The following is a 13569-nucleotide window of genomic DNA, read 5'->3' on the forward strand; positions in this document are numbered from 1 at the left end:
TCAGCCGATCAAACGTTTAAAACTATGAATACATCGCAATCTCGGCTTACAAATTCCACCAATACCGATTCTTCTCAACCAAGAAAACAGAAATTACAGCAGAAAGAGCAAACAGACGTATGCGTTATCGGTTCCGGTGCGGGTGGTGCGGTCGTGGCGAAGGAACTTGCCGAAGCGGGACTGTCAGTCATTATTTTAGAGGCGGGGGAGAATCACGATCCAAGTACTTTCAATAGTTACGAACCGGAAATGCTGCGTCGCCTTTTCTGGGATAATGGTCTCCGCTGCACACGTGACGGTGCGATCATCATTTCACAGGGTAAAGGCGTTGGCGGTTCAACAGTGCACAATCTCTGTTATGCGGTTCGTCCACCCCAAGCCCTGTTATACAGGTGGCAGGTTCCAGAGATTTGGTCTCATTTCAATCAGGTGGAGCAGACACTCGGTGTTACACAGATGCAAGAAGCAGACGTGAATCAATTAAATGCGATTATCCGCGACGGATGTGAAGCGATGCAGTGGCGCGGTGGATTGCAAAGACACAATCGCGGTGCTTGCTCTACATGTGGTGCCCAATGTCTCTTTGGATGTCCAGCCTCCAAATCAACGGAGGAGGAATCAATGAGAATAGGCAAACAGAGCATGGCAGTCACATACATCCCCTTGGCACTTTCTGCCAACGCGAAACTTTACAGCGACTGCACTGCTGAGAAAATCCATCTGAAAAGAGGTAGAGTGACGGGTGTTTCTGCAAGTTTGCCGTCGGGCAAATTAGACATTCAAAGCAAAATCGTCGTCCTCGCCGCCGGTGCGATCAACTCGCCACAACTCTGGCTAAAAAGCCGACTTCCAAATCCGAATCAGTGGGTTGGGAAAAATCTCCATCTGCATCCAGCTGTTTTTGTCGGTGGGGTTTTTAATGAGATCATTGACGGACACGTTGGTATTCCACAGAGCTACTATATTGAGCAGTTTCTCGACTTAAGGCGCGCCCCAGACAGCGGCTATCTGCTCATGCCCGCCTTCGGTTCACAGATGATAGTTGCGGCAAGCCTGCCGGGATTCGGTGAAGATCATCGAGCATTGATGGAACGTTATCGTCACATTGCTGCGCTTCTCGTCCTCTTGCACGACAGAACAACTGGACGCGTATCGGTAAATTACAAGGGCACGCCAAACATCGCATACCGGCTCCGGCGTTTAGATAAACAGGTGTTGGTTGAAGGGGCAATCAATGCCGCCCGTCTGCTTTCCGCTGCAGGTGCGACAGAGATTTTGATGCCTTACACACAACATCTCCCTATTAAAACGGAGGCTGACTTTGAGATTATCCGCCGACGCGGTATCATGCCGAACGACATTATGTTAGCCTCCAGTCATCCGCAAGGCACCCTCCGAATGGGTGAGAATCCGCGGAAAAACGTCGTCAAACTCTCAGGGGAATCCCATAACGTGGAAGGCTTATTTGTTGCCGATGCAAGCCTCTTCCCGTCCTCTATTGGGGTGCCACCGACGTTAACCATTGCAGCACTTGCTACGCACGTTGCCAAGCAGATAACCGAGAGCGGCAGTATATAAATGATTGAATCAATCCCGCACTTCCCACTCGGAAACTTCCCGACACCGGTTGAGCGTCTCTCAAACCTTGAACGTACGCTCGGCTTCGAGTCGCTCTGGATAAAACGGGACGATCTCAGCGGTCCGTTGGGCGGCGGCAATAAGATCCGAAAACTGGAGTATATGTTCGCAGCGGCATCGCAAGCGAACTTCAAAAAAAGGCTCTTTACAATCGGTCCGACAGGATCCAACCACGTCCGAGCGACAGCGGTTTATGGTAAGGCATCGGGATTCGATGTAGAATGCTTACTCTTCAAACAGCATCCTACTGAGTATTCCGAGACAAACTACCGCGTAATTTGTGAACACGCCGCACAGGTCCACGAGGTCAAGCACATGCATATTATGTTTGCCCGCTATGGATATGAACAGATGAAGACGATCCTTGGCGTTGGAGAGGAACGTTACTTTATTGCAGCGGGTGGCTCTTCGCCGCTCGGTTCCGTCGGTTATGTGAAAGCGGTCTCAGAACTCAAGACACAGATTGAGGAGGGTATCCTTCCAGAGCCACGATTTATCTTCGTTCCAGTAGGCACCTGTGGGACTATAGCAGGTTTGATCGTCGGTGTACGACTTGCTGGGTTACAAACTCAGGTCGTCGGTGTGCGTGTTGCTGACTGGATAGTCGCAAACTCGTGGTCAATCTCTCGGATGGTGCGGCGGATTTTGCGTCTCATCGGCGCGGTGGACGCTAACGAGATTAATCCACGTCGCGTAGAACTCTGGCACGACGATTTTGGAGATGGGTATGCCATCCCGACGGAAGCGGGTATGCGTGCAGTCGCGATGATGGCTGAACATGAAGGTATCACACTTGAGAATACGTACACAGGTAAAACATTGGCAGGGCTGGTTCACTACATAACAGCGGAGGAGTGTGAAGGTGAACATGTCTTGTTTTGGAATACATACGGGACAACTTCAAAAGTTTAGAAATGAAATCTGCTACAATCGGACGATAAACGTAAAAGGAAAATATATGACAGTCGAAAATTCCAAGCCAAGTTTCGTTCGCTCGGACATGCCTATAATTGACTGCGATCTCCACAATCGGCTCCCCTCACATCGGATGCTTTATCCGTACCTACCGGATTACTGGTGTGATTATTGCGAGGAATCCGGCTTTCCCGGACCGGATGCGAACGACTATCCAGACGGTGTCCCGACTTCATCACGCCCGGAAATTGCGGATCCATCAGAAGACCGTCCTGCCTCGGATTTAGCACTCTTACAGAAACACGCGCTCGACTTCTGGGAAGCCGAATACGGTATCCTCACCTGCGGATACCGGGTACAGAGCGTCCACAACGAAGACCTCGCCGCAGCACTCGCTTCGGCAGTCAACGATTGGCAGATTGAACACTGGCTCGACCCAGAACCCCGCCTTCGTGGTTCACTGATTGTGCCAAGCCAGAATCCCGAACTCGCGGCACGGGAGATTGACCGTTTAGGCGGACATTCGGGGTTTGTACAGGTAATGCTACCTGCACGATCACAAGCACCTTACGGCAATAGACGCTATCATCCGATCTATGCAGCGGCGGTGCGTCACCAACTCGTCATCGGGATCCATTACGGGGGTGCCCCCGGACTGCCGCCAACCTCCGTAGGGTGGCCCTCAACCTATTTAGAGGAATATGTCGGCATGTCACAGGTGTTTCAGGCACAGGTGCTAAGCCTCGTCTCTGAAGGAGTCTTTGAGCAGTTTCCCGATCTACGCGTTGCACTTATAGAGACCGGTGTTACGTGGATGCCGTCGCTTATGTGGCGGTTCGATAAAGAGTGGCGCGGTTTGCGAAGTTTGACACCTTGGGTTAAACAACCACCATCAGCATATATCCGTCAACATATACGGATGACGCTCCAACCGATTGACGCACCGCCAACCGCTGCGGAACTGCTTCAGATTGTCGGTCAACTTGATTCCGAGGACATGTTGATGTTCTCAAGCGACTATCCGCACTGGCACTTTGATACTCCTGAAGAGGCTTTCCCGGCACAGTTACCCCAGTCATTGGCACGCAAGATTTTATCCGAAAACGCGAGGGAATTTTATCGCTTCTAATCCTCACGAATTCGCCTGAAACAACTCAAGATACGGACTCATTTTTATCTCGAAACGCTCTGTGAGCTTGAGATCCAACACCTTATCAAAATGTCGAGCTTCACGGAAAAAACATGCTGTTGCCGCTTTCATCGCATTCATAACATCAACATCTTTCAAACTCAAGACCAGCGTCTGCTCAAGCCCCACCAGAAAACTTTTCGACATCCGATCCACCTGTCGAAAACGTTTCGTTTCCAATTCCTTGCGTAGTCCTCTACACATGTCGCCCCTATCTCACCTATTTTTTTATATTATGCACGTTTTCCACCTCAAAAACGTATCTTTAATTATAAGAGGCTAATACAATATGTGAGTGTCTCGGTATTGGAAGACGCGGTCTATTTAATTATTTTTTTATATTATGCACGTTTTCCACCTCAAAAACGTATCTTTAATTATAAGAGGCTAACACAATATGTAAGTGTCTCGGTATTGGAAGACGCGGTCTATTCAATCTATTCATTAGTCATGGGAGTATCCTGATGGAAAGAGAAGACGATATTCAACTCATTGATAGAATTTTGTCAGGCGACGATACAGCATTTGGAGCCTTAGTTGAAAAATATCAAAATAGTATTCATGCACTTGCGTGGCGGAAGATTGGTGACTTTCACATTGCTGAAGAGATTACCCAAGACACCTTCCTCCAAGTATACAAAAACCTCCGGCAGTTAAGGAATCCGAATCAACTCTCAGGATGGATGTATGTTATTGCCAATCGACTCTGCCTTAAATGGCTCGAAAAGAACAAACCTAAACCTGTTATGCAATCGCTGGAGGACACACCCATGGAAGAAATCGAGAGAGCCTCTTATACACATCACGTAGCAGAACAGCGAGAAACAGAGGACACGGAGCATCGCCATGAACTCGTCAAAAAACTGCTCGCAAAACTTCCGGAGAGCGAACGCACCGTCGTGACGCTTTATTACCTCGGTAAAATGACGACCAAGGAGATTAGCAAATTCTTAGGCGTGTCCGTGCACACAATCACAAGCCGACTTCAGCGAGCGCGAAAGCGTTTACAAGAACAGCAGGAAGTGTTAATCCAAGAAGTTCTCGGCGGTGTACGAATACCAGCAAGTTTAAGCCAGAACATCATGCGACAAGTCGCTGATATAGCACCCACACCGTCTTCGGCTTCTAAACCGTTCCTTCCATGGATGGCTTTAGGGACGGCTGCAGTTTTGATCGCTTTACTCCTCGGCGCAAGCAACCGATACCTCACCCGTTTCCAGAAGCCGTATAGTTTTGAAGCACAATCCGAACCGACGATTGAAATTGTCGATACACCTATTATCCTTGACATAGCAGCGAAACCCGCTGTGCGAAATCAAGTCGGAAGGGTTACCACCGCCGGCGAAACCAGCCGTGCCGGCACCCAAGCTTCTAATGTAACCTCAACATCAACTGCACCAGAAAATTTCACTCAGATTTCTACTGCGCAATGGCAGCAGGGAAACGGACCGCCAGCGGGTCCTGTACGCAATATCTTCGCCGCATCTGATGGGACCGTCTATGCCGTTATACAAACAGGGATATACAGATTAACGGCAGATGCGACCACATGGACACGCGTCGACGCGAGTGTCCCAATTGGCGAGGCACTTATGCCGATGGCAGCGCATAAAGAAACGCTTTATATTGTTGCTGCGAATGAGATATTTGCTTCAGAGAACAGAGGTGAGACGTGGAGGACGCTGGGCCCCCGACCCAAGGGAGATGCCGTTGAACTCGTCATCACAGATGCTGAACGAGTATCCAGTCAACAAGCACCTATTACGATGTATCTCGCCCTTAGAGATAGAGGGATTTTCTGGTCCACAGATGGTGGTGTGCAATGGAGTCCTGTTAATGACGGATTGACGGTTTCCGAAAAAATTTCCGCAATGGCTGCTGTTGGCAAAACAGTGTTTGCGGGAACAGAGAAGGGTCTCTATCGTTTCGATTCAGGTATCTGGAAAAAATTGCCGTTGGATACATCCGGAGCCGTCTGTTCCTTGGCAGTATCTGGAACTGAGCTTTATGCTGGAATAGGGCATGAACTGTTGGTGAAATTAACGCGAGCGGAGAGGCAGGGGCTATACGGAGATTTACATTTTACCGAGATATTCCGTTCGACTGACTTAGGAGCGTCGTGGACTGAAATAAGGCTTAGAAGCAAACATCTTCGCGAAACTTCACCCGCAGGTATAACGGTTTTAGCAATGGGTAAAACGCTCTTGGCATTGAGCTACGCCCAATCGCGTTCAACGGATGGTGGACAAACGTGGACAGGACTTGAAGACGATCAGAATTTTTTGGGCAGGAGTCGCCTTCCAGCCGTGATGGTCAACGAGAGAACGTATTACAAAGCTAATTTCTGGGGCATTCACCGCACGACGGATGGGGGAGCATCATGGCATATATTTATGAATGGGGTGATGGGAACCGCTATAAGAGATTTCGTCGCGTTTAACAATAGATTATACGCTCATACCGGCTATGAAGTTTATCAATCCACAGATGGGGGCGTGTCCTGGAAAAAACTTTGGAATCATGGGCAGGAAGCGGTACTCACCATTCCTACTACCAGGATAAGTGCTGCGTCAAAACTGATACCTGTTGGTGATATTCTTTATTCTCTTTCAGCTCCAGGAGACGATGTGGGTATTTTCCGTTTATCTTCTGATGGCGATATGCTAATTCCAGTTCAAGGTATCCCTGTTTTTGACCGTTATAAACTTGGCTCTGAAAAATTTTATAAGTCAAAAGATCAAGAGGATGCTCGTATAGATCGTCTGAGAATTGAGACTGCTGCGGCGAGCCGTGATGTGTTTTATGTAGAATACATAGGAGAACTCTTCAAATGGAAATTGGGTGATTCAGAATGGACCAGCACTGGATTCGTGGATGATAGTCATCGGTATGATGAAAAATTCGGAGAGGGATTCAAATTAGCGGTTTTAGGAAAAACTGTCTACGTAGGTAAACGGGAAGGTAAGTTGTTTCAGTCACTTGATGAAGGTAGTAGCTGGAAAAACATTACATCAAATCTGCCACTCCACTTCACTCGTTTCAAAGATATGGTCTTTGTAAAATCAACCCTTTACGTCGCAACAGATAATGGCGTTATGGTTTCCCAAACTGGGGAACAGTGGCTTGTGCTAACCGATAACGCAGGAGAGCATCCCATCATAAATAGCTTCGCTACGGATGGTATCAGAATTTATGGTATCAGCGATATGGGGGTCTATCGCTTGGATATTCGTAGTCAATGGAAGCAAGTTTCTACAGAGGTGCCAGATGGGATGGTTTCTCCTGCTATTACTAACGATAGACTCTATGGTGTCGTCGAAGGACAGGGGATACTTCACAGCTCCCTTGCTGAAGAACGGTAAATAAAAACTATGGGAGTGATACGACCTATAGACTAAACAGCGAGGAAATCGCTGGTGCCCTTGCTATTGATCCCATTGGAAAATTAGCAACAACTTGGGGCGATATTAAACGCAAATAGAATACGCCACGGTTTCTATGGGCGTATTTTCTAATCCTAATTGAAGTTATTATTTGCTTGTACAGATTAGAAATTGAGATTTACAACGAAACTCACAGGTTTTACTTTTTAGAGAAAAAAGGAGATATAAAATGAGACACCGACAAATCCTTACATGCCTCTTTTTACTTGTTTTGATTCCGCTGAGTGCGAAAGCGTTCCCGCCCCCATCACCCGCGGGCGGGAACTATTTAGTCCTTGACGGGGTCGATGACTACGCCGTTTTGGATTTTGAAACCTTTGGTATGCTTTTACCCGAAGGCGCGGACGAATTCACCATTGAAGCATGGATATATCCAACTACGCCGCCCGACGAGAAGACAGCAGCAACGATACTCAGTCAACAGATGCGTATGCGTGTTCTAAACGATGAATTTCAGGCACTAAATAACATACTTCAGGGATTACATAACATGAACGGTCTCCCTGAGGCGGACGTGGTCTTGATAATGGATGCCCATCTTTCAGGACGCGGCGCGCATGCCACGACACCATTTTTCCCGATTCCACTCTCGCTGAACCAATGGCACCACATCGCTTTTCAGGCGAAAGGAAATCAGACGACAACGATCGTCAATGATCTTGTGAGGACATGGGAACTCGGGACACCTATCGGAAACGAGTTCGCTTGGCGTCCAAAGAACTTTACGATCGGAGGATTTGGAAAAAAAATTGAGGTGCCTTGGAGGAACAGATGGTTTTGGGGTTCCTTTAGTGGATATATTGATGAGGTTCGTATCTCAAAGGATGCCCGTTATGATGTTAACAAAAAGGGTGTTGTGCCACGAGGAAAATTCAAGGATGACGCAAAGACGGTTGCCTTATGGCATTTTGATGAACCCGGTGGCACCCAGCAATTTTCAGATGCATCGGGCAACGCGTATCATCTGATGGGTATAGGCGGTGCAAAGACCGGAAACCCGCTCGCCGTCGAAGCACAAGGAAAACTCGCGACGACATGGGGGCGACTTAAGCAGTAGAAGGATATATTACCAATTTACCTAACGCGGTGTAGAGAAATTGGTATCTCGCGTGATTCATTCCTATGAGGTTGGGCGTTCAAGCCGTCCCACTGCAATGGCTACCTGATATTCTATACATGAAAGTCCTCCAATGCTTGATTTGTCAGGTAGCAATTCTCTTACTTTAGAAGACTGATAGGTGCGGTGAAAACCGCACCTATATTTTTGTCTCAGCGCAACAAAGAAAAGTGAAAAAAATCTCAACTTTCAGCAAAGTATGTGGTATCATAGATTGTATCTATGATTAAACTCAACGACTGGCTGAATCCATACGAAATGCTGCGAAAATAACCTCAAAACCGTTTACCAAGAGGAATAGCTATGACAACTCATGAGACACTTGAGGCAAAAGTCGATCAACTGTTTGCGGAATGGAACAGGTCGGATTCCCCAGGTGCTGCTCTGGCGGTTACCAGAGAGGGTGAAATCATCTATAAACGCGGCTACGGGATGGCGAACCTTGAATATGACATCCCCATTACAACAACGACCATCTTCGATATCGCTTCGGTGTCCAAGCAATTCGCGGCGTTTGCTATTGCCACTTTAGCGCACGACGGAAAACTTTCGTTAGATGACAACATCCGAACGTACCTGCCTGATGTTCCGGATTTTGGACACACAATCACACTCCGACATCTTTTGCATCACACCAGCGGATTACGGGATTGGGTGCAATCTCTTGTTATCGCGGGAGTCACAATGGAGGATGTAATTTCGTTCAAACACATCTTAAAAATGGTCCGTCAGCAGAAAGCACTCAATTTCGAGCCGGGGGCAGCATATTCATACAGCAATACGGGCTACAATCTGCTCGCAGAAATTGTCGAAACGGTAACAGGGGATTCATTTCGGGAATGGACGGATGCCAACATCTTCAAGCCGCTCGCAATGACGAACTCTCACTTTCACGATGACCACCAAATGATACTGAAGAACCGAGCGTATTCGTATCAAGCGGTCGAAAATGGTGGGTTTAAACATGCTGTCAATAATACAACTGCTCTCGGTTCAAGCTCCCTCTTTTCAACGGTGGAAGACCTGGCGAAGTGGATTCTGAACTTTGATAACATACAGATTGGCGAACAAACAGTGATTGAACAGATGCACCAGCGTGGCGTGCTTAACAACGGGGAACAGATTAGTTACGCCTTCGGATTGAACATCGGTGACTATAGAGGATTGAAAACGGTCGGACACAGCGGGTCGTGGCGGGGATTTCGGAGCCATTTGATGCGCTTTCCCGATCAGAAATTTGGCGTTGTCATCTTATGTAATCTGGATACCTTTAATCCACTCCGTTTGGCAGAAAAAGTCGCTAATATCTATCTCACTGATGTCCTCGCTCCTTTAGAAGCATCCGAGTCAGAAAAAGAAGTAGAGCCGGCTGAAGACACCAAATCTGAACCACTGGCACTGGAACAGTTGACGGAATTTGAAGGTGACTACCATACTGAAGAACTCGATACAACCTATACCATTCGTGCGCGTGAGGATGGACTCGTGGCACAACACATACGGCACGATGATATATTGCTAACCTACACCGACGGTCATTTCCATGGGGATTCCTGGTTTTTTCCAGAGGTGCGCTTTACACGAGACGATGCTGGACGCGTTACAGGGTTTAAACTGACCGGAGGCAGAGTCAAAAACCTGTATTTTGAGAAAAAGACACGTTTTGCCTGAATGCACGTCGCATTTGAGCAAGTCCGCCGCAAATCAAGGATTACGCGAATTCTAAGGTTGACAGTTCATAAAATTCATGGTATACTTAACTTATCGGGACGGTTGCCCCATCAATCCAGTACCGAATCCTAACATGTTCTTGGGAGATAACTAAAATGAATCAGAAATTTGAGAAAAGTCAAAAACTGGAAAAGTGGCTCAGATGGATGGAAACGATTCACAACGAGATTCTGGCACTCGTTGCGGATGCAAACATGTTCTGGGAAGTCCAAGACATAATCCGTGAAAATCCACGTATCCAAAAGCCCAATGCTTTCTATAGCTATCTTGCGAGAACTTATCTCTCTCATGCGTTAGTTGGGCTCCGTCGGCAAATGAAATTACAGAAGGATAGCATATCTTTTGTAAGATTGCTTGACGAGATTGCCAAAAATCCTGAAGAACTCTCCCGCAGCTACTTCAATTCCCGCCATCCTCATTTTAATGGACCCGACTTGGATCAAGTAGTGGGCAAGGCGAGTCTTGAAGCAGTGGGAATTGTTGACGCTTCTCAACTGCAGGAAATTATAAAGGTGGATGACTTTGCGCCATACGCAGAGGCCAGTGGCACGCATGTTTGTCCACAAATGGTAGAAGACGATCGGAAAAGGCTTGAATCCGCTGCCAAAAAACATGAAGCGTTTGCTGATAAACGGATTGCACATTGGGATAAGCGTAAGCCGACAGTTGTTCCCACCTTCGAGGCGTTAGATGACTGCATCAAATTGTTAGATCAGACGTATGTGAAGTACCATTTTCTGTTTCATGCTGAATCAATAGATACCTTGATGCCAACCTATCAATACGAATGGAAAAGTATTTTCTGTGAACCTTGGTTAAAGGTTGGCTTTGGGAGTGCCAAAGGACTCATTCACGTCGGTGAAGGTTTTGACGATGAACTTCCAGATTTCAAAGAGTATATGGAATGAAATATCTGCTCGATACGCATACCCTGATTTGGTTTCTTACAGGTGACAAAAAACTTAGTGATAAAGCACGAGGCTTAATCGACAACCCAAGCAACAGAAAGTTTCTCAGCATCGCCAGCCTTTGGGAGATAGCCATTAAAGTGAGTTTAGGGAAACTCGCTTTAAACAAACCGTTTGAGAAGTTGTTTCCAGAACAACTCCATTTCAATCGCATTGAAATATTGGACATCACAGTGGGGAACCTCATCAAGCTTACCACTTTACCTTTTCACCACCGAGATCCGTTTGACCGATTGATAATCGCTCAAGCACTCGTTGAGGGGCTTCGAGTAATTGGGGCAGATGTGATCTTTGATGCTTATGGGATAAACAGAGAATGGTGAACCTAATGCATATCGTCTCAGCATTTTTGTTGACATCTGAACAAAATTTATATAATGGGGAAGTTAAACTTATTAGCCCGTGGGAAAGCTCTCGGTAAATCCACGCCGAAATCCAATTTTTTGAAAGGAATGACTTGTTAAACGATGACACTTAAGGAACATATTGACGACATACGCGAAGGTTTAGACAAAGGAGTATTTATAGGCGAAGCAGCAGTTTCACAAGGTATCGTCTTGAGACTGATCAACATCTTGACTCGCCCCACATACAACACTCAAGTTGTTACTCCTGAACATGGACATCGTAAAGAAACTAATGTATTCTGGGCATCCCTGAGGAAGTACTATCCATGATTGGAATAGAAAATATTGACTACCTTTCAAATCAACTTATTACATATATAGGCAATAAGCGTTCGCTATTGGCCCACATAGGCAAAGCAGTTACACAAGTAAAAAAACGAATAGGCAAATCACACCTTCGTGTATTTGACGCATTCAGCGGCTCCGGTATAGTCTCTCGTTTTATGAAAGCCCATACCTCGTATCTTGCAAGTAACGATTTTGAGGACTATGCTGCGTCAATTTCACGATGTTATCTCCAAAATCACAGTTCAGTTGATTTGGCTACAATTGCCAGAATTGTTGAGGAACTCAACAATCGTGTGGACGAACCCACTTCTAAAGGATTTATTGAGAAACTTTATGCCCCTGAGGACGAATCACGGATTACACAAAACGACCGAGTTTTCTACACACGCGATAATGCCCGCCGATTAGATAATTATCGTAGAATGATTGAGGGCTATCCCACAAGCTTTCGTGATTCACTACTAGGACCTCTTCTTAGCAAAGCATCTGTCCACTCAAACACTTCGGGAGTATTTAAGGGCTTCTACAAGAACAAGATGACTGGAATTGGGCAATACGGCGGCACTAATTCTAACGCATTAAGCCGTATTAAAGGGCAAATTGAATTAGAACCACCTGTTCTAAGTCAATTTGAATGTGACTACGAAGTGTATCATGACGACACAAATAAGATAGCTAGTCAGATAAAGGAACTTGATTTGACTTATATTGATCCGCCTTACAATCAACATCCTTATGGTTCAAATTACTTTATGCTAAACTTACTTGTGCATTATAAAGAACCTATTAATATAAGTCGAGTATCAGGTATTCCAGAAAACTGGAAACGTTCAGGCTATAATGTTCAAACAAAATCTAAAGAACTATTTAATGATCTACTGCATACACTTGACACGCGTTTTCTCCTTATTTCGTTTAATAATGAAGGGTTTATTTCTCCAGACGAAATGCGTACGATGCTTCAAAAAATAGGTATTGTTGATGAATTTGAGATTCAGTACAACACATTCCGTGGATCGAGGAATCTAAGAAACCGAAACATTCACGTAACTGAACAACTATTTCTTATAGAGAGGAAATTCAATGGCAAATAAAGATCAACTACAGAAACTACGTACAAACACTATAATCAATAAAAAATCAAAAAAACAAGAGATTGAACTTCTCAAGGCACTTCGTGAAGTTGTTTACTATTTGGAAGACAAATTTGCCAAAAGGATTACCTTAACTTATGAAAGACAATGGTATCTGAAGGACCTTATTAATGAACTGAGGACATATTTCCCTGACATCGATTTACATTGCCACTCCGAAAAGACCCATATGAAACCGGATGGAGGTATTCTTGGAATAAAAAGTGTCAAGGACAGCATATCAACCTATCCAATTCTAATTTCGGAGGTTAAAAATCAGGGAACAAATGATTTACGTGAAAAAGAAGGAAAACCCAAGCAAGCAAAAGGAAATGCTATTGAACGTCTTGGAAAGAACTTAATAGGATTTCGGACCGCGTTACTGTCTGAAAGTATTTTTCCTTTTGTTTGTTTCGGATATGGTTGCGACTTTGAGGAAACATCCTCGACTTTGGATAAGGTATCAACCATGGCAATGTTTGGCAAACTTAACAAGAGTTATCTCCACAACGAGGAAGATGGACGATTCAACCGCGGTAGTTTCTATTTCCGTGCCGAGGAGTGGACAGCTGGTGAAATGTTTGACATTATGAAAGATATTGCGGAACGTGCTGTGTTATATTACTTCTCTAAGTACCGCGAAGATTATTTCACTAATTCTTCTGATTGAATAATCAACTCTGGTGAAGCATAGAATATATGATCAAGCTGCTCATAATGAGGCAGGACACCTGACTGTA

General features: G+C 45.7%; 11 protein-coding genes. 10 read left to right on the forward strand and 1 reads right to left on the reverse strand.

Annotated features, from left to right (window positions below):
• Positions 1-24 precede the first annotated feature (24 nt).
• Genes OXH39_06885 through OXH39_06895 form a run of 3 tightly spaced genes read left to right on the forward strand, consistent with a single transcriptional unit; the run spans position 25 to position 3682 of the window.
• A complete protein-coding gene (locus OXH39_06885) occupies positions 25-1578 on the forward strand; it encodes a GMC family oxidoreductase (protein MCY3550168.1) in 1554 nt (517 codons plus the stop codon).
• Entirely contained in the window at positions 1579-2550 is a 972-nt protein-coding gene (locus tag OXH39_06890) for a pyridoxal-phosphate dependent enzyme (GenBank protein ID MCY3550169.1), read from the forward strand.
• A gap of 46 nt (positions 2551-2596) precedes the next feature.
• Positions 2597-3682, forward strand: coding sequence for an amidohydrolase family protein (locus tag OXH39_06895; GenBank protein ID MCY3550170.1), 1086 nt, complete (start codon positions 2597-2599; stop codon positions 3680-3682).
• 3 nt (positions 3683-3685) lie between these two features.
• On the opposite strand, the gene OXH39_06900 is transcribed toward OXH39_06895, so the two are convergent.
• The gene (locus tag OXH39_06900) at positions 3686-3946 is read right to left on the reverse strand and encodes a hypothetical protein (protein ID MCY3550171.1); all 261 of its coding nucleotides are present in this window, start codon (positions 3944-3946) and stop codon (positions 3686-3688) included.
• A gap of 260 nt (positions 3947-4206) precedes the next feature.
• Here OXH39_06900 and OXH39_06905 point away from each other — a divergent pair, with 260 nt between their 5' ends.
• From OXH39_06905 to OXH39_06935, 7 genes are all read left to right on the forward strand, one after another.
• Positions 4207-7104 (forward strand): sigma-70 family RNA polymerase sigma factor, encoded by a 2898-nt coding sequence (locus OXH39_06905; protein MCY3550172.1) that lies wholly within the window; start codon positions 4207-4209, stop codon positions 7102-7104.
• Between the two features lie 250 nt (positions 7105-7354).
• Positions 7355-8242, forward strand: a complete 888-nt coding sequence (locus tag OXH39_06910; protein MCY3550173.1) for a hypothetical protein — start codon at positions 7355-7357, stop codon at positions 8240-8242.
• Positions 8243-8605: 363 nt separating this feature from the next.
• Complete coding sequence (locus tag OXH39_06915) at positions 8606-9973, forward strand: serine hydrolase (protein ID MCY3550174.1); 1368 nt, start codon at positions 8606-8608, stop codon at positions 9971-9973.
• 155 nt (positions 9974-10128) lie between these two features.
• Positions 10129-10941: a hypothetical protein gene (locus OXH39_06920; protein MCY3550175.1), complete on the forward strand. Its 813-nt coding sequence runs from the start codon at positions 10129-10131 to the stop codon at positions 10939-10941.
• The gene (locus tag OXH39_06925; protein MCY3550176.1) at positions 10938-11324 is read left to right on the forward strand and encodes a type II toxin-antitoxin system VapC family toxin; all 387 of its coding nucleotides are present in this window, start codon (positions 10938-10940) and stop codon (positions 11322-11324) included. The genes OXH39_06920 and OXH39_06925 overlap by 4 nt, the downstream gene beginning before the upstream one ends.
• Before the next feature lie 350 nt (positions 11325-11674).
• Positions 11675-12790: a DNA adenine methylase gene (locus OXH39_06930; GenBank protein MCY3550177.1), complete on the forward strand. Its 1116-nt coding sequence runs from the start codon at positions 11675-11677 to the stop codon at positions 12788-12790.
• Positions 12780-13499: a restriction endonuclease gene (locus tag OXH39_06935; GenBank protein ID MCY3550178.1), complete on the forward strand. Its 720-nt coding sequence runs from the start codon at positions 12780-12782 to the stop codon at positions 13497-13499. Before OXH39_06930 ends, OXH39_06935 begins: the two co-directional genes overlap by 11 nt.
• Positions 13500-13569: the final 70 nt, after the last annotated feature.

The sequence above is a fragment of the Candidatus Poribacteria bacterium genome, from assembly GCA_026702755.1.
GTDB lineage: Bacteria > Poribacteria > WGA-4E > WGA-4E > WGA-3G > WGA-3G.

What these genes read in the sequence shown, in the direction of transcription:
- OXH39_06885 (MCY3550168.1), top strand. Translation starts at nt 25, where the DNA reads ATGAATACATCGCAATCTCGGCTTACAAATTCCACCAATACCGATTCT.
- OXH39_06890 (MCY3550169.1), top strand. Translation starts at nt 1,579, where the DNA reads ATGATTGAATCAATCCCGCACTTCCCACTCGGAAACTTCCCGACACCG.
- OXH39_06895 (MCY3550170.1), top strand. Translation starts at nt 2,597, where the DNA reads ATGACAGTCGAAAATTCCAAGCCAAGTTTCGTTCGCTCGGACATGCCT.
- OXH39_06900 (MCY3550171.1), bottom strand. Translation starts at nt 3,946, where the DNA reads ATGTGTAGAGGACTACGCAAGGAATTGGAAACGAAACGTTTTCGACAG.
- OXH39_06905 (MCY3550172.1), top strand. Translation starts at nt 4,207, where the DNA reads ATGGAAAGAGAAGACGATATTCAACTCATTGATAGAATTTTGTCAGGC.
- OXH39_06910 (MCY3550173.1), top strand. Translation starts at nt 7,355, where the DNA reads ATGAGACACCGACAAATCCTTACATGCCTCTTTTTACTTGTTTTGATT.
- OXH39_06915 (MCY3550174.1), top strand. Translation starts at nt 8,606, where the DNA reads ATGACAACTCATGAGACACTTGAGGCAAAAGTCGATCAACTGTTTGCG.
- OXH39_06920 (MCY3550175.1), top strand. Translation starts at nt 10,129, where the DNA reads ATGAATCAGAAATTTGAGAAAAGTCAAAAACTGGAAAAGTGGCTCAGA.
- OXH39_06925 (MCY3550176.1), top strand. Translation starts at nt 10,938, where the DNA reads ATGAAATATCTGCTCGATACGCATACCCTGATTTGGTTTCTTACAGGT.
- OXH39_06930 (MCY3550177.1), top strand. Translation starts at nt 11,675, where the DNA reads ATGATTGGAATAGAAAATATTGACTACCTTTCAAATCAACTTATTACA.
- OXH39_06935 (MCY3550178.1), top strand. Translation starts at nt 12,780, where the DNA reads ATGGCAAATAAAGATCAACTACAGAAACTACGTACAAACACTATAATC.